The following is a 15581-nucleotide window of genomic DNA, read 5'->3' on the forward strand; positions in this document are numbered from 1 at the left end:
ACTTGCCGGTGGTCGCGGCGGCGGCCCCGGTGGTGGTGACATCTTTTGGCGCTGACGTTGCCCAGTTCCAGTCGACGCTGTACCACCTCCGCAAAGGTCCGGGCGATCTCAGTGCCAAAGTACCGGAGAATTTCGACGGTGGCAGATGCCAGGCTAATTGGGATCTTGCCCCCGGGACGTGCTCTCGGATGCCAATTCGGTTCCGGGCCATCTCTTCAACGCCACTGTCCGACCAAGCGCTTGCGGGATCGAATTTCAAACGCCCGCAAAGCCGATCGACGATAGTCTTTCCAAAGCGGCAATAGGGTTCGTGCCGACCGACACCACGGGTGGCGGGGGGTGTCTCTAAGGTTGCCATGAATGATTTGATCTTTGCCCAACCGGTGGCGATGCCATCAATGTTAGTGCCGGCATGTGCGTGCTACTGGGCTTTGCAGTTGCGAAGGGCGGGCGGGTTGACGCAGCGGCGTGGCGCATGAGGACCTGACGACAGTGGCACTGACCCGCACAGGGGCACAGCCGGATCCCGGATCATCCGCAAAGCACCTTGACGCCGCCGCGTCGCCGCGTGACACCCGGAGCCGGGCAGTCAAAAGGGATCAGTGATGGCAGACCAGCAAAGATGCACTTTCGGGCCCGCTACCCCGCAGGGCCTATACACGGATGACAGCGAGCAGGTGCGGGGACCCAGGCAATGACCCCAGGTGCGCGGGTCGCTGCCGCGATTGAGGTGCTTGATGCGGTGCAGGCGGGGGCAGCGGTGGAACAGGCGCTGACCCGCTGGGCGCGGCGGAGCCGATTTGCCGGTTCCAAGGATCGTGCGGCGGTCCGGGACCATGTCTTTGACGTCATCCGATGCAAGCGCAGCGCTGCCGCTCACGGCGGGGGCGAGACGGGCCGGGCGCTGATGATCGGTCTATTGCGGATGCAGGGCACGGCGCCCGAGACGCTCTTTGACGGGCAGGGCCATGCTCCCGCACCCTTGCAACCGGCGGAGGCAGCCCATGCGGTGCCCGCGCTCGACAAGGGGGAGGACTGGGACCTGCCAGACTGGATCCTCCCTGCGTTTGAAGAGAGCCTGGGAGACGGCGCTGCTGCCACCGCAGAGACGCTGAAGGCGCGTGCACCGGTGACCTTGCGGGTCAACATTGCCAAGACCACCCTGGAGACTGCCGCTGCCGCGCTGGCCGCAGACGGCGTGATCACCGCCCCCAATCCCGTCAGCCCCACCGCGCTGAGCGTGCAGGAGGGTGCGCGCCGGGTACGGCAGACCGAGGTGTTCCGGGCGGGAGAGATCGAATTGCAGGATGCGGCCTCTCAGGCGGTGGTCGATCTGGCGCCCGACAGCGGGCGGGTGCTGGATTATTGTGCAGGCGGTGGTGGCAAGGCGTTGGCGTTCGCGGCGCGGGGGGCTGCTGTCTTTGCCCATGACGCCGATCCGTCCCGGATGCAGGACTTGCCCCTGCGCGCCGCGCGCGCGGGCACCCCTCTGACCCTTCTTGACGCCCGGCAGTTGGCCGAAAACGCGCCCTTTGATCTGGTGCTTTGCGACGCGCCATGCTCAGGCAGTGGCGCCTGGCGGCGTGCGCCCGGCGGCAAGTGGGCCTTGACGCCAGAGAGGCTGGCCGACCTCACCGACCTGCAGGACAGCATTCTGGATGCGGCGGCGGCGCTGGTCGCGCCGGACGGGGTGCTGGCGTATGCGACCTGCTCGGTGCTTTCGGCGGAAAATGAAGCGCGCGTCACCGCGTTTCTGGATCGGACCCCGGGCTGGTCATGCACCGTGCAACACCGTTTTGATGTCGGGCAACACAATGACGGTTTTTTCACTGCACACTTGACGCGCGTTTAATCCTTGGCGTACTCAACTTCTGCGAGCAATGCATGCGTTGGTTAATCGCTGCTTAACTCATCGGACGCGTAAATGCTTTGGCGATTCGAAATCCTGGGAGCTTGAACTTGCCGAGCAGTGCTGTAACGCCTTCCAAACTTACCCGGTTTGCGCTGACTGCCGAGACCCGATGGAAAAGCCTTTTGGTGGTGGCGTTGGTGCTTGGCGGCCTTGCGCTGGTGGCGCCTGATCTGACGGCGCAACGGGCGCTCTTGGCCGCGGCTGTGGCCCTCGTGGCGATCAGTCTCACGCTGGTCGTCCTGGCGCGGCGGTTCGAGCGTGGCAAGGCCGCCCGGGTCGCCAACATCTTTGCGGTGATCGAAAAGGACAGCGCCACCGGTGTGCTGACCGATCTGGAGGGCACGGTGCTGGCGGCCAATACCGCGGCGCGAACCCGCTTTGGCGACGGTATGAGCGAGACGCTGGCCGCGACCTTGAGCACGACGCTGGCGAACCCCAGCGGTCTTCTCTTCCGGCTGCGGGGCCGGGCCGATGAAGACGGTGCCGCGCGCGAGGATATCGCCACCCGACGTGGCCACCTCCGGTTGAGCGTGCATCTTGCGGGTCCCGAGACATATTTGTGGCGGCTTGAGGATATTGCGGCTGCAGCTCAAGCCACCGATGTGCCGGTGCTGCCCATGATCCTCGTGGGGCGCGACGGTGCTGTCCAGCATATGAATGAAGCGGCAAACCGGGTCGTGGGCGGGCGGGTCCGGCGGCTTGAGGAGCTTTTTGTGCAATTGCCGGTGATGCCGGGGGCAATTTGCGACATCGATGCCGCGGAAGGCCCCATTCGGATGCTGGTGGCCGAAGCCGACGCCGGGCTCGGCAGGCGGGCGCTTTATCTGCTGCCGCCGGGGGTGGAGACGATGGTCGCCGACGGCTGGAACGTCTTTCAGGACCTGCCGGTGCCGCTGCTCAAGATCAGCCAGGAAGGTGAAGTGCAGGCCTACAACCGGCTGGCGGCGGGCCTGATCGGCGTCGGGCTCAAGGACAACGTGCATCTTTTCGAACTGATGGAAGGGTTGGGCCGGTCCATCAACGACTGGCTGGCCGAAACGCTGGCGGGACGGGTGGCGCAGCAATCGGAGTTTCTGCGGCTCAAACGCACCGACAAGGAAGTGTTTGTTCAGGTCACCCTCAACCGGGTGACCGAAGAGGGCGTGCCCGCGCTGATCGCTGTTCTGAACGATGCCACCGAGCTCAAATCGCTCGAAGCGCAGTTTGTCCAGAGCCAGAAGATGCAGGCCATCGGGCAGCTGGCGGGCGGGGTGGCGCATGACTTCAACAACCTGCTGACGGCGATTTCGGGCCATTGCGATCTGCTGCTGCTGCGCCATGATCAGGGCGATCCGGATTTCAGCGATCTGGTGCAGATCAACCAGAACGCCAACCGCGCCGCCGCACTGGTGGGGCAGTTGCTTGCCTTCTCGCGCAAGCAGACCCTGCGGCCCGAGACGCTGGACATGCGCGACACGCTGGCGGATCTGACGCATCTGCTGAACCGGCTGGTGGGCGAAAAGATCACCCTGACGCTCAGCCACGATCCGGTGCTGGAGCCCATCCGCGCCGATAAACGGCAGCTGGAACAGGTGCTGATGAACCTCGTAGTGAACGCGCGCGATGCGATGCCCCAGGGTGGTCAGATCCGCATCGTCACCGAATGCTCCGATCTGGCCGAGACGCTGGAACGCGACCGCGTGAAGGTGCCGCCCGGCCGCTATGTCACGGTGCAGGTTTCGGACGACGGGGTCGGGATCCCCTCCGACAAGCTGCAAAAGGTGTTTGAGCCCTTCTTTACCACCAAGCGCACGGGCGAGGGCACGGGCCTCGGCCTGTCTACCGCCTACGGCATCGTCAAGCAGACGGGTGGATATATTTTCGTGGATAGCACGGTCGGCACCGGCACCTGCTTCTCGCTCTATTTCCCGGTGTTGGAGAACCCCGAAGCGGTTCAGCCCGCCAAGCAGCTGGAAAAGCCCAAGGTGACCGCCAAACACGGCGACGGGGTCATCCTGCTGGTGGAGGACGAAGCCCCGGTGCGGGCCTTTGCCAGCCGCGCGCTGCGGCTGCGTGGTTATACCGTGCTGGAGGCGGATTCCGCCGAGACTGCGCTCAAAACGCTGGAGGATACCTCGCTGACCGTGGATGTCTTTGTGACGGATGTGGTCATGCCCGGCATGGACGGGCCAAGCTGGGTGCGCAAGGCGCTGGAGGACCGGCCCGGCGTGCGCGTGGTCTTTGTGTCGGGCTACGCTGAGGACAGTTTCGGCGAAGAACAGATCAAGATCCCCAATTCGGTCTTTCTGCCAAAACCATTCTCCCTCAATGACTTGACGGACACTGTTCACAGCCAGCTTCATTAAGCGTCGGGCCGCGACAGGGGGGTCACGCAAGGCCGGGGCCTGCTCGATCTGATGGCGACCGACGGATGGTTGGGATGCGGATCGTTCCGGTTGCCACGTCCGATGGAGGCACGTGGTCTGTTATGCCGACGATGGCTCTCACCGGGGCTGATTTTCCGTGCCGTGAGGCCGTCCCCCGGGGCGGTTCGCTGCTGGCGATTTGCCGCTGGCCGAGCCGCCGTTTCGGCGTGATCCCGCAGCGGCAAAGCCCGGCTCGGGCAAAAACCTCGGCCCGCTAAACCTCTCCTTAACCAGATTCGGCAAAAGATCATTTATCGACATTTTGATTGAAATGTTCTCTTTTTGGTCCCATAAGGAACGTAATGAGAACAAATCGGTCGGGAGCATGTGCAGTGATTGCCGTGCTCGGCGAACTGTGACACTAAGAGCAATCGAGGATGGTAATGGCAGATTTATTGAGCATGAGCAGTAAAAAATCGGCAGACAAGCAAAAGGCGCTCGATTCCGCGCTGGCCCAGATTGAGCGGCAGTTCGGCAAGGGCTCGATCATGAAGCTGGGCCAGGAGGGCGCCGTTCAGGACATCAAGGCAAGCTCGACAGGCTCTCTGGGTCTCGACATCGCGCTTGGCATCGGCGGTCTGCCCATGGGCCGGATCGTGGAGATCTACGGGCCCGAAAGCTCGGGTAAAACCACGCTGACGCTGCACTGCGTGGCAGAGCAGCAAAAGGCGGGCGGCGTCTGCGCTTTCGTGGATGCGGAACACGCGCTGGACCCGACCTATGCCAAAAAGCTCGGCGTTGATCTGGATGAGCTGCTGATCAGCCAGCCTGACACCGGCGAGCAGGCCTTGGAGATCACCGATACGCTGGTGCGCTCCGGTGCGGTCAACATGGTCATCGTGGATTCGGTCGCCGCTCTAACGCCCAAATCCGAGCTTGAAGGCGACATGGGCGACAGCTCCGTCGGCGTGCAGGCGCGGCTGATGAGCCAGGCGATGCGCAAACTGACGGGCTCGATCAGCCGCTCCAACTGCATGGTGATCTTCATCAACCAGATCCGCATGAAGATCGGCGTCATGTTCGGCTCGCCTGAAACGACAACCGGCGGCAACGCGCTGAAGTTCTACTCCTCCGTCCGGCTCGACATCCGCCGTATCGGCGCGCTCAAGGACCGCGATGAGGTCGTGGGCAACCACACCCGCGTCAAGGTCGTGAAAAACAAGGTCGCCGCCCCCTTCAAGCAGGTGGAATTCGACATCATGTACGGCGAGGGCATCTCCAAGATGGGCGAGCTGCTGGATCTGGGCGTGGCCGCCGGTGTGGTGGACAAGTCCGGCTCCTGGTTCAGCTACGGCGACGAACGCATCGGGCAGGGCCGCGAGAACGCCAAGGGCTTCCTGCGCGAGAATGTCGCCATGGCGCTGGAAATCGAGGACAAGATCCGCGCCGCGCACGGTCTGGATTTCGACATGCCCCCGGGCGAGCGCACCGAAGACGACGGCGTTCTGGAGGCCTGAGCACCCGACGCGCGCCAACAGGATGAATTCTGACGGACGGGGCGGCCTCAGAGGCGGCCCCGTTTTCCGTTGCAATCCCCGTGGACAGGGGCAAACCACCGGGTTATCTCTCGCAGGCTGAATGACTGCGCAAAGGCCCCCGCGATGCAAACGCTGAACGATATCCGATCGACCTTCCTGTCCTATTTCGAACGGCAGGGACATGCGGTCGTGCCCTCCAGTCCGCTGGTGCCGCGCAATGATCCCACCTTGATGTTCGCCAACTCGGGCATGGTGCAGTTCAAGAACCTCTTCACCGGGGTCGAGACGCGCGACTACAAACGTGCCACGACGGCGCAGAAATGCGTGCGCGCGGGCGGCAAGCACAATGATCTGGACAATGTGGGCTATACCGCGCGCCATCATACCTTCTTTGAAATGCTGGGAAATTTCAGTTTTGGCGACTATTTCAAGGAAGACGCCATCCGCTTTGCGTGGGAGCTGATCACCCGCGATCTCGGCATCGAAAAATCGCGCCTCTACGTCACCGTCTATCACACTGACGATGAGGCGGCGGAGATCTGGAAAAAGATCGGCGTGCCCGATGGCCGCATCATCCGCATCGCCACCAATGACAACTTCTGGATGATGGGCCCCACCGGTCCCTGCGGGCCGTGCACGGAGATCTTCTACGATCACGGCGATCACATCTGGGGTGGCCCCCCCGGCAGCCCCGAAGAAGACGGCGACCGCTTCGTGGAGATCTGGAACCTGGTCTTCATGCAGTACGAGCAGTTCGAGGATGGCACCCGGCGGGATCTCGCCGCGCAATCCATCGACACCGGCATGGGTGTGGAGCGGGTCGCGGCCCTGCTGCAGGGGACCAACGACAACTACGCCACGGACCTGATGCGCAGCCTGATCGAGGCTTCCGCCGATGCCACCAGCTCCGATCCGGACGGGCCCGGCAAGACCAACCACCGGGTGATCGCGGATCATCTGCGCTCCACCTCCTTCCTGATGGCCGACGGAGTGCTGCCCAGCAACGACGGGCGTGGCTACGTGCTGCGGCGGATCATGCGGCGCGCCATGCGTCATGCGCATCTGCTGGGCGCTGCGGATCCGCTGATGCACCGGCTGGTGCCCGCGCTGGTCCGTCAGATGGGCGCGGCCTACCCCGAACTGGTGCAGGCTCAAAGCATGATTGAGGAGAGCTTTCTGCAGGAAGAGACACGCTTCCGCCAGACCCTCGACCGCGGTCTGAAACTGCTCGACGAAGAGATCGCAACGCTTTCGCCCGACGCCGATCTGCCCGGGGCGGCGGCCTTCAAGCTCTATGACACCTACGGGTTCCCGCTGGATCTGACCCAGGATGCGCTGCGCGAACAGGGCCGCGGCGTGGATACCGATGGGTTCGATGCCGCCATGGCCGAGCAGAAGGCCAAGGCGCGGGCCGCTTGGGCAGGCTCCGGCGAGGCAGCCGATGCGACCGTCTGGTTCGACGTGGCCGATCAACATGGCACCACGGATTTCCTCGGCTACGATACCGAACAGGCCGAAGGTCAGATCGTCGCGCTCGTGCAGGACGGCAAACCGGTTGAGACCGCCACTAAAGGCCAGAACCTGCAGATCGCGCTGAACCAGACGCCATTTTACGCCGAAAGCGGCGGTCAGGTGGGCGACACGGGCGTCCTGAAAACATCAACAGGCGCGGCCCGGATCACTGACACACGCAAGACCGCGGGTGTTTTCGTTCATATGGCCGAGGTCACCGAAGGCCAGATCGCCCCCGGCGAGGCAGCCGTGCTGGAGGTTGACCACGCCCGCCGCAGCCAGATCCGCGCTAACCACTCCGCCACCCATCTGCTGCACGAAGCGCTGCGGGAGGCTCTGGGCGATCACGTGGCACAGCGCGGCTCGCTGAACGCCGCCGATCGGCTGCGCTTCGATTTCAGCCATAACCACGCGCTCACCGCCGACGATCTCGCGCGCGTGAATGCAGAGGTGAACAGCTACATCCGCCAGAACGCCCCCGTGACCACCCGGGTTATGACACCCGATGACGCCCGCGCCATGGGCGCGCAGGCGCTTTTCGGCGAGAAATACGGCGATGAGGTGCGCGTTGTCTCCATGGGGCACCAGCCCGGGTCGGGCAAAGGCAGCGACGGCGCTACCTACTCGCTGGAACTCTGCGGCGGCACCCATGTCGCGCGCACCGGCGATATCGGTGCCTTCGTCACGCTGGGGGACAGCGCCAGCAGTGCAGGCGTGCGCCGGATCGAGGCGCTCACGGGGGCTGCAGCGCTCGAGCACCTGCGCGATCAGGACACACGGCTCGCCGAGGTTGCGGGCGATCTCAAGGCCCAGCCAGCCGATGTGCCCGCCCGCGTGCGCACCCTGATGGACGAGCGCCGCAGTCTCAGCAACGAGATCGCCCAACTGCGCCGCGAACTCGCCATGGCGGGCGGTGGCACCGCCGCCGCGCCCGAGGCGCGCGACATCGCCGGCACCCCGTTTCTGGCTCAGGTCCTCTCGGGCGTCACCGGCAAGGATCTGCCCGCCCTCGTGGATCAGTTCAAGGATCGTCTGGGCAGCGGCGCCGTCCTGCTCATCGCCGAGGCAGATGGCAAGGCCGCCGTCGCGGCGGGCGTCACGGAGGATCTCACCGACAAACACTCCGCCGTCGATCTGGTCAGATCCGCCGTTGCAGCCTTGGGCGGCAAGGGGGGCGGTGGCAGGCCCGACATGGCACAGGGTGGCGCCCGCGATACCGCCAACGCCGACGCCGCCATCGCCGCCGCAGAAACCGTCTTGAAAGGATAAAGCGATGCCCGCCCTCTGGATCGCCCATGTGACCGTTACCGATGAGGAGGCCTACGCCAAATACGCCGCCCTTGCCACGGAAGCGATCGCAGCGCACGGCGGCCATTTCATCGCCCGCGGTGGCCATTTCGTCCAGCTCGAAGGCCGTGCCCGGCCCCGCAACGTGGTCGCCCGCTTCCCAGACGTGGCCACGGCGGAAAAATGCTATCATTCCGACCTGTATCAACGCGCCCTCAACCACGCCCGCGACGTCTCCGAACGCGAGTTGATGATCATTGAGACCAGCGAATAAAGCGCGCTTAAAAACAGGCGCAGCACTGCTCTTTCATCTTGCCAGATAAACTCCGGGGTCTGGGGCAGAGCCCCAGGTAACGCTGGGTCTGGAGCAGAGCCCCAGGAAAAAGTCCCTCCGATGAAGAACCCCGGCGCTACCCCGCCTTCGCCATCCGCTTGCGCTCGTGCGGATCCAGATACCGCTTGCGCAGCCGGATCGCGTTCGGCGTTACCTCGACCAGTTCGTCGTCGTCGATATAGGCAATCGCCTCTTCCAGCGAGAGGGTGATCGGTGTGGTCAGCCGCACCGCCTCATCGGTCCCAGAGGCGCGTACGTTGGTCAGCTTCTTGCCCTTGAGCGGGTTCACTTCCAGATCGTTTTCGCGGCTGTGCTCACCGATGATCATGCCGGTGTAGACGTCGGCCTGCGCGCCGATCATCATCCGGCCACGTTCCTCCAGATTCCACAGCGCATAGGCCACGGAACTGCCGTTCTCCATGGAGATCAACACCCCCGCACGCCGCCCCGGAATGGCCCCCTTATGCGGTGCCCAGCTATGAAAGACCCGGTTCAGCACGCCCGTCCCGCGCGTGTCGGTCAGAAACTCGCCGTGATAGCCGATCAACCCGCGCGACGGCACATGCGCCACGATCCGGGTCTTGCCCGCACCGGCGGGTTTCATCTCTACCAACTCACCGCGGCGCACACCGGTGATCTTCTCGATCACGGCACCTGAATACTCGTCATCCACGTCGATGGTGGCCTCTTCGATGGGCTCGTGCCGCACGCCGTCAATCTCGCGAAAGAGCACCTGCGGGCGCGAAATGCTCAACTCGAACCCCTCGCGGCGCATGTTCTCGATCAGCACGCCCATCTGCAACTCGCCCCGGCCCGCGACCTCAAAGGCCTCGCCGCCGGGTGTGTCCGAGATCTTGATGGCCACGTTGCTCTCGGCCTCTTTCATCAACCGCTCGCGGATCACACGGGACTGCACCTTTTTGCCGTCGCGACCCGCCAGCGGGCTGTCGTTGATCCCAAAGGTCACGGTGATCGTGGGCGGGTCGATGGGCTGGGCGGGCAGGGCCTCGGTGACCTGCGGTGCGACGATGCTGTCGGCCACGGTCGCCTTGGACATGCCCGCCAGGCTCACGATGTCACCTGCTTCGGCCAGATCGATGGGCTGTTGGTTCAGCCCGCGAAAGGCGAGGATCTTGGTCACGCGGAAGTTCTCGATCAGCTCCCCGTCGCGGCTCAGCGCCTTGACCGTTTCACCGGCTTTCAAGGTGCCCGCTTCGACGCGCCCTGTCAGGATCCGGCCGATGAACGCATCCGCCCCCAGCGTGGTTGCCAGCATCCGGAAAGGTGCGTCGCGCTCGGCCACCTGAGCAGGGGCGGGCACGTGTTCCACGATCAGATCGAAGAGGGCAGAGAGGTCTTGGCGCGGCCCATCCAGCTCCATATCCGCCCAGCCATTGCGGCCGGAGGCATACATGGCCGGGAAATCCAGCTGATCGTCATCGGCGCCGAGATTGGCGAAAAGATCGAAACACTCGTCCAGCGCGCGGTCCGGCTCTGCATCGGGCTTGTCCACTTTGTTGAGCACCACGATGGGTCGCAACCCGAGCGCCAGCGCCTTGGAGGTGACGAATTTCGTCTGCGGCATGGGCCCTTCGGCGGCATCCACCAGCAGCACCACCCCATCCACCATGCTCAGGATCCGCTCTACCTCGCCGCCGAAATCGGCGTGGCCCGGGGTGTCCACGATATTGATACGGGTGTCTTTCCACTCGACACTGGTGGCCTTGGCCAGAATGGTGATGCCACGCTCACGTTCCAGATCGTTGCTGTCCATGGCCCGCTCGGCGGTGGCCTGGTTTTCGCGGAAGGTCCCGGATTGTTTGAGCAATTCATCCACCAGCGTGGTTTTGCCGTGGTCAACGTGAGCGATGATTGCGATGTTGCGCAGGTCCATGAGGTGAGCCTTTGATACGGGAAGGGGGCGCGCTGCCGCGCGTGTTGCAGCGCGCATACCGCGCGGGGGGCCGGATTGCTAGGGAAAATTGCTGCCCTGCAGCAACAGCCTTAATGGGTGGTCGTATCCGACAGAAGGTGGATCACCAGGATCCCGCAGAGGATCAGCGCCAGCCCGATCACCGCAGGCAGATCGAGCCGTTGACCAAAGACCACGAACCCGATGACCGCGATGCTGACGATCCCCAGCCCCGACCAGATGGCATAGACAACGCCCACCGGCATGACTTTCAGCGTCAGCCCCAGCAGGTAAAAGGCGATCCCGTAGGCCAGCACCACCAGCACCGACGGTCCGAGCCGGGTGAACTGCGCCGAGGCCTGCAGTGCGGTGGTGCCGATGGTCTCGAATATCACGGCGGCGATCAGCGTCAGATAGTGTAGCGGCATGACAACCCTTTCAAAGCGGCAGTTCTGCGGTGTCCTTGATTTCCTCCATCACGAAGCTGGCGGAGACATCGGACAGCGGAACCCTGTGGATCAGCGCCTGGTAGAGCCGGTCGTACCCCGCCATATCCGCCACGCGCGCCCGGATGAGATAATCCAGATCCCCGGTCATGCGGTAAACGCCGAGGATTTCGGGCATGGCGCGGGTTGCCTGCCGGAACTGTGTCAGCCAGTCCGGGGCATGGGCGTTGGTGCGGATCATGATAAAGACCATTAACCCCAGGCCCAGCTTATCCGCATCGAGCACCGCCACGCGGCCCTTGATCACCCCCGCCGCCTCCAGTGCCTTGATCCGCCGCCAGCAGGCGTTGCGGCTGAGGTTGACGGCCTCTCCCAGAGCGTCGAGCGGGGTGGCGGCGTCCCGTTGCAATTGGACGAGGAGTCGGCGGTCTATGGCATCTAATGTCTCCATATATCGCATGTTTGTGGGAAAATATCTCATCGTCAACGATAATAGTGTGATTTTTGGGATAGGGTCTCACCCTATCAGCGGTAGAAACATCGCAAAAGAGGAGACCCGCCCCATGCTGCAACGTATATTCCTTGATCATCCCGCCACGGTGAATGAGAGCTTTTTCCAGCACATGCGCTTTGCGCTCAGCTTTGCGGGGTTGCTGCTCGCGGCGGGGGGTGCCGCGCTGGTGCATGCGCTGATCCCCTGTCTTTTCGAGAAGACGGCCGGTAACATTATCCGTCAGCTCTACCACCGGATCGAGAACCGGCACTAGCTCACGTGGCGATGTAGCGGTCGCGCCGGTGGTTGAAGGTGATCACCAGGTTCAGCACCACGGCCCCCAGCAGTGAAAAGAGCACAACTGGCAGCGGGAACAGGAAGCAGGCCACGCCGAAAATCATCGCATCGGCGATGAGCTGCACCCAGCCTGCCTTGAACCCGGTGGTGTCCTGCACCAGCAGGGCCACGACGCCCAAACCGCCCATGGAGCCATTGTGCCGGAACATGGCCAGCAGGCCGATGCCCACCAGCGCGCCGAAACTGACCGCACCGAGGGCGGGATCCAGCGTGTCGAACTGCATGCCCAGGGGCAGTGCTTCGGTGATCAGGGACATCAGCGTGACGGAGATCAGCGATTTGACGGTGAACTCCAGCCCCAGCCGCCGGTAGGCCAGCGCGTAGAACGGCAGGTTGATCACAAAGAACGCCACGCCAAAGGAATAGCCCGTGAGGTAGGAGGCGATGACGGCGAGCCCTGCGGTCTGCCCGGTGATCAGCCCCACGGAGGTGAGCAGATGCACACCGAGGCTGCACAGAAAGACGCCGAGGCCCAGACCCTGCACATCTTCCCAAAGTGTATGTTTTTGCGGGTTTTTCGAGGACAGCTGCATGGGGATGCGCTTATCCCGCGTGGCTGTTCGCTGTCCAGTCCGGTCGCGCAGGCGGCAGGCTTTGGAGGAGGTGGCACCGGGCGGGTGCCACATCTTTCAGCACGGGAGGGCTTTGAAGGGGGAGGCGGCAGGCAGTCGGCTCGGAGGCCGACTGCGCGGGGCGTTGCCTCAGCCGGCGAGCGCCTTGTTGAGGTTCTCGTCCACTTTTTCCAGAAAGCCCATGGTGGTCAGCCACTTCTGATCGGGGCCGACCAGCAGCGCCAGATCCTTGGTCATGGAGCCGCTTTCCACGGTGTCCACGATGACCTTTTCCAGCGTCTCGGCGAAATTCATCAGCGGGGCGTTCTCGTCCAGCTTGGCGCGGTGCTTGAGCCCGCCCGTCCAGGCAAAGATCGAGGCGATGGAGTTGGTCGAGGTCTCCTCCCCCTTCTGGTGCTGGCGGTAGTGGCGGGTGACCGTACCGTGGGCCGCCTCGGCCTCCACGATCTTGCCATCGGGCGTCATCAGCTGCGAGGTCATCAGACCAAGGCTGCCAAAGCCCTGTGCGACGGTGTCGGACTGCACGTCGCCGTCGTAGTTCTTGCACGCCCAGACGTAGCCGCCGGACCACTTCATGGCCGAAGCCACCATGTCGTCGATCAGACGGTGCTCGTAGGTGATGCCCGCCTCTTTGAAGGCATCCGCGAACTCGGCGTCAAAGACCCGCTGGAAGATCAGCATGAACTGGCCATCATACTGTTTCATAATGGTATTCTTGGTGGAGAGATAGACCGGGTAGCCGCGCTTGAGGCCGTAGTTGAAGGACGCGCGGGCGAAATCCTCGATGGATTTGTCGAGGTTGTACATCGACATGAACACGCCCGAAGAGGGGGCGTCGAACACCTCATGCTCTTCGACGGTGCCGTCCTCGCCCACGAACTTCATGGACAGCTTGCCGGGTCCGGGGAATTTCATGTCGGTGGCGCGGTACTGATCGCCGAAGGCGTGGCGCCCGATCACGATGGGCTGGGTCCAGCCGGGCACCAGGCGCGGTACGTTGGAGCAGATGATCGGCTCGCGGAAGACCACGCCGCCCAGGATGTTGCGGATCGTGCCATTGGGGCTGCGCCACATCTTCTTGAGGTTGAATTCCTCCACCCGCGCCTCATCGGGGGTGATGGTGGCGCATTTGACGCCCACCCCGATTTCCTTGATGGCGTTGGCCGCGTCGATGGTGATCTGGTCGTCGGTCTCGTCCCGCGCCTCGATCCCCAGATCGTAGTATTTCAGGTCCACGTCCAGATAAGGCAGAATGAGTTTCTTCTTGATGAAATCCCAGATGATCCGGGTCATTTCATCGCCGTCGAGTTCGACAACGGGGTTTTCTACCTTGATCTTGGTCACGGGCGTCTCCTGTGGCTGATGCGAGTCGTGGTCTGCGCCCCCCTGTAGCGCAGATGTGGTCGGTAGGAAAGGCGGTATACAGATGTATACCGCGCTGTGGACTAGCATCACGGGCGTTGGGAGGATTTCCCACTGATCCCGCGATCCGTGGGATTTCATTTTTTCGGCATCCTGTCGGTATCGCGTCGGTATGACGTCGGTATCGCGTCGGTATCGTGTCGGTGCTGGGCGACCGGTCGGGTAAGGGGGCGTTAGGGCGGTGTGTGTCCGAAAAAACCCGCAAGCCGGGGCCTGAGCCACGCCCAGAGCAGCGGCGCCCCGCGCGCCATCGGGGTGCCGACGCGGGTGTCCAGCTGCGCCAGCGTCACATCGTAGTCGTGCCAGGAGCCGCCGCCGTTGTCGAGATTGGCCATGGGCGTGGTCAGCCGGTCGATGGCCTTGGCGAATTGTGCGTCCGGTGTCCGGGCCGCTTCGAACTCATCCCAGAGCGCGCGGAACCGGGTGCTTTGGTCGTCGGGCAGCAGGCCAAAGAGACGGTCGGCGGCGGTCTGCTCCGCAGCCTGTTGTGCCGCGGCATCGACGGCGCCGTGGATCGGGTTGTCGCCCGCATCGATCTCGACCAGATCGTGGATCAGCAACATGCGCAGCACCCGGTCGATGGTCACGCCGGTGGGGGCGTGCTCGGCCAGTGTCAGCGCGTAGAGGGTGACATGCCAGGAATGCTCCGCCGCGTTCTCGAACCGGCTGGCATCGTGCAGGCGCGCCGCACGCAGCACGGATTTCAGCCGGTCGGCCTCTGCCAGAAACGCCATCTGGGCATCGAGGCGCGGCGTGCCGGGCACGGTTAGCGCGAGGTCTCCGTCAGGCGGCGTTTGACGTAGGAAGTGGAGGTGTCGATGAGCGAGTCGAGGTGCGGCTCCTCGAAGAAATGCCCCGCGCCATCGACCTGTTCATGGGTGATGGTGATGCCCTTTTGCTCATGCAGCTTGGAGACCAGCGCATCCGTATCGGCGGGCGGCGCCACACGGTCGGCGGTGCCGTTGATGATCAGGCCCGAGGCGGGGCAGGGGGCGAGGAAGGAAAAGTCGTACATGTTGGCGGGCGGGGCGACGGAGATGAAGCCGGTGATCTCCGGCCGGCGCATCAGCAGCTGCATGCCGATCCAGGCGCCGAAGGAGAACCCCGCGACCCAGCAGTGTTTGGAATTGTTGTTCATCGACTGCAGGTAGTCGAGCGCGGAGGCGGCGTCGGAAAGCTCGCCGATGCCCTGGTCGTATTCGCCCTGGCTTCGGCCCACCCCGCGGAAATTGAAGCGCAGCACCGTGAAGCCCATGTTGTAGAAGGCGTAGTGCAGGCGGTGCACGATGACATGGTTCATGGTGCCGCCGAACTGCGGGTGCGGGTGCAACACAATGGCGATGGGGGCGTCGCGTTCTTTTTGGGGGTGGTAGCGGCCTTCGAGGCGGCCTTCGGGTCCGGGAAAGATGACCTCGGGCATGGGCGTCCCTGTAACAGTGTCCTGAGGTGGC

At 63.7% G+C, this 15581-nt stretch carries 13 protein-coding genes; 6 read left to right on the forward strand and 7 right to left on the reverse strand.

The window, feature by feature from the left end; all coding sequences use genetic code 11:
* The first annotated feature begins 694 nt into the window (after window positions 1-694).
* The 5 genes from Q1A53_RS09870 to Q1A53_RS09890 all read left to right on the forward strand — a co-directional run bounded on the left by Q1A53_RS09870 (window position 695) and on the right by Q1A53_RS09890 (window position 8868).
* Window positions 695-1852: an RsmB/NOP family class I SAM-dependent RNA methyltransferase gene (locus Q1A53_RS09870; RefSeq protein WP_299965743.1), complete on the forward strand. Its 1158-nt coding sequence runs from the start codon at window positions 695-697 to the stop codon at window positions 1850-1852.
* Window positions 1853-2040: 188 nt separating this feature from the next.
* Window positions 2041-4257 carry an ATP-binding protein gene (locus Q1A53_RS09875; protein ID WP_299965746.1) on the forward strand — a complete coding sequence of 739 codons (2217 nt, stop codon included), beginning with the start codon at window positions 2041-2043 and terminating at the stop codon, window positions 4255-4257.
* Window positions 4258-4700: 443 nt separating this feature from the next.
* A complete protein-coding gene (gene recA / locus Q1A53_RS09880) occupies window positions 4701-5774 on the forward strand; it encodes a recombinase RecA (protein ID WP_299965749.1) in 1074 nt (357 codons plus the stop codon).
* A gap of 144 nt (window positions 5775-5918) precedes the next feature.
* Entirely contained in the window at window positions 5919-8576 is a 2658-nt protein-coding gene (gene alaS / locus Q1A53_RS09885) for an alanine--tRNA ligase (protein ID WP_299965752.1), read from the forward strand.
* Window positions 8577-8580: 4 nt separating this feature from the next.
* The gene (locus Q1A53_RS09890; RefSeq protein WP_299965755.1) at window positions 8581-8868 is read left to right on the forward strand and encodes a DUF1330 domain-containing protein; all 288 of its coding nucleotides are present in this window, start codon (window positions 8581-8583) and stop codon (window positions 8866-8868) included.
* Window positions 8869-9004: 136 nt separating this feature from the next.
* On the opposite strand, the gene typA is transcribed toward Q1A53_RS09890, so the two are convergent.
* From typA to Q1A53_RS09905, 3 genes are all read right to left on the reverse strand, one after another.
* Window positions 9005-10822 carry a translational GTPase TypA gene (gene typA / locus Q1A53_RS09895; RefSeq protein ID WP_299965757.1) on the reverse strand — a complete coding sequence of 606 codons (1818 nt, stop codon included), beginning with the start codon at window positions 10820-10822 and terminating at the stop codon, window positions 9005-9007.
* Window positions 10823-10932: 110 nt separating this feature from the next.
* Complete coding sequence (locus tag Q1A53_RS09900) at window positions 10933-11268, reverse strand: multidrug efflux SMR transporter (protein WP_299965761.1); 336 nt, start codon at window positions 11266-11268, stop codon at window positions 10933-10935.
* A gap of 10 nt (window positions 11269-11278) precedes the next feature.
* On the reverse strand, window positions 11279-11737 hold the full coding sequence (locus tag Q1A53_RS09905; protein ID WP_299965763.1) for an Lrp/AsnC family transcriptional regulator: 459 nt from the start codon (window positions 11735-11737) through the stop codon (window positions 11279-11281).
* Window positions 11738-11849: 112 nt separating this feature from the next.
* Here Q1A53_RS09905 and Q1A53_RS09910 point away from each other — a divergent pair, with 112 nt between their 5' ends.
* Complete coding sequence (locus Q1A53_RS09910; RefSeq protein WP_299965765.1) at window positions 11850-12053, forward strand: DUF6356 family protein; 204 nt, start codon at window positions 11850-11852, stop codon at window positions 12051-12053.
* Window position 12054: 1 nt separating this feature from the next.
* Here Q1A53_RS09910 and Q1A53_RS09915 read toward each other — a convergent pair whose 3' ends face one another.
* From Q1A53_RS09915 to Q1A53_RS09930, 4 genes are all read right to left on the reverse strand, one after another.
* A complete protein-coding gene (locus Q1A53_RS09915) occupies window positions 12055-12669 on the reverse strand; it encodes a YitT family protein (RefSeq protein ID WP_299966081.1) in 615 nt (204 codons plus the stop codon).
* Between the two features lie 168 nt (window positions 12670-12837).
* Window positions 12838-14052: an NADP-dependent isocitrate dehydrogenase gene (locus Q1A53_RS09920; RefSeq protein ID WP_299965767.1), complete on the reverse strand. Its 1215-nt coding sequence runs from the start codon at window positions 14050-14052 to the stop codon at window positions 12838-12840.
* A gap of 251 nt (window positions 14053-14303) precedes the next feature.
* Window positions 14304-14864, reverse strand: a complete 561-nt coding sequence (locus Q1A53_RS09925) for an HD family hydrolase (RefSeq protein WP_299966083.1) — start codon at window positions 14862-14864, stop codon at window positions 14304-14306.
* Window positions 14865-14896: 32 nt separating this feature from the next.
* On the reverse strand, window positions 14897-15550 hold the full coding sequence (locus tag Q1A53_RS09930) for an alpha/beta hydrolase (RefSeq protein ID WP_299965769.1): 654 nt from the start codon (window positions 15548-15550) through the stop codon (window positions 14897-14899).
* Between the last annotated feature and the right edge of the window lie 31 nt (window positions 15551-15581).

Source organism: uncultured Roseobacter sp., from assembly GCF_947496515.1.
GTDB lineage: Bacteria > Pseudomonadota > Alphaproteobacteria > Rhodobacterales > Rhodobacteraceae > Roseobacter.

What these genes read in the sequence shown, in the direction of transcription:
- typA (WP_299965757.1), bottom strand. Translation starts at nt 10,822, where the DNA reads ATGGACCTGCGCAACATCGCAATCATCGCTCACGTTGACCACGGCAAA.
- Q1A53_RS09870 (WP_299965743.1), top strand. Translation starts at nt 695, where the DNA reads ATGACCCCAGGTGCGCGGGTCGCTGCCGCGATTGAGGTGCTTGATGCG.
- Q1A53_RS09905 (WP_299965763.1), bottom strand. Translation starts at nt 11,737, where the DNA reads ATGGAGACATTAGATGCCATAGACCGCCGACTCCTCGTCCAATTGCAA.
- Q1A53_RS09915 (WP_299966081.1), bottom strand. Translation starts at nt 12,669, where the DNA reads ATGCAGCTGTCCTCGAAAAACCCGCAAAAACATACACTTTGGGAAGAT.
- Q1A53_RS09900 (WP_299965761.1), bottom strand. Translation starts at nt 11,268, where the DNA reads ATGCCGCTACACTATCTGACGCTGATCGCCGCCGTGATATTCGAGACC.
- Q1A53_RS09910 (WP_299965765.1), top strand. Translation starts at nt 11,850, where the DNA reads ATGCTGCAACGTATATTCCTTGATCATCCCGCCACGGTGAATGAGAGC.
- Q1A53_RS09925 (WP_299966083.1), bottom strand. Translation starts at nt 14,864, where the DNA reads ATGGCGTTTCTGGCAGAGGCCGACCGGCTGAAATCCGTGCTGCGTGCG.
- Q1A53_RS09890 (WP_299965755.1), top strand. Translation starts at nt 8,581, where the DNA reads ATGCCCGCCCTCTGGATCGCCCATGTGACCGTTACCGATGAGGAGGCC.
- Q1A53_RS09930 (WP_299965769.1), bottom strand. Translation starts at nt 15,550, where the DNA reads ATGCCCGAGGTCATCTTTCCCGGACCCGAAGGCCGCCTCGAAGGCCGC.
- alaS (WP_299965752.1), top strand. Translation starts at nt 5,919, where the DNA reads ATGCAAACGCTGAACGATATCCGATCGACCTTCCTGTCCTATTTCGAA.
- recA (WP_299965749.1), top strand. Translation starts at nt 4,701, where the DNA reads ATGGCAGATTTATTGAGCATGAGCAGTAAAAAATCGGCAGACAAGCAA.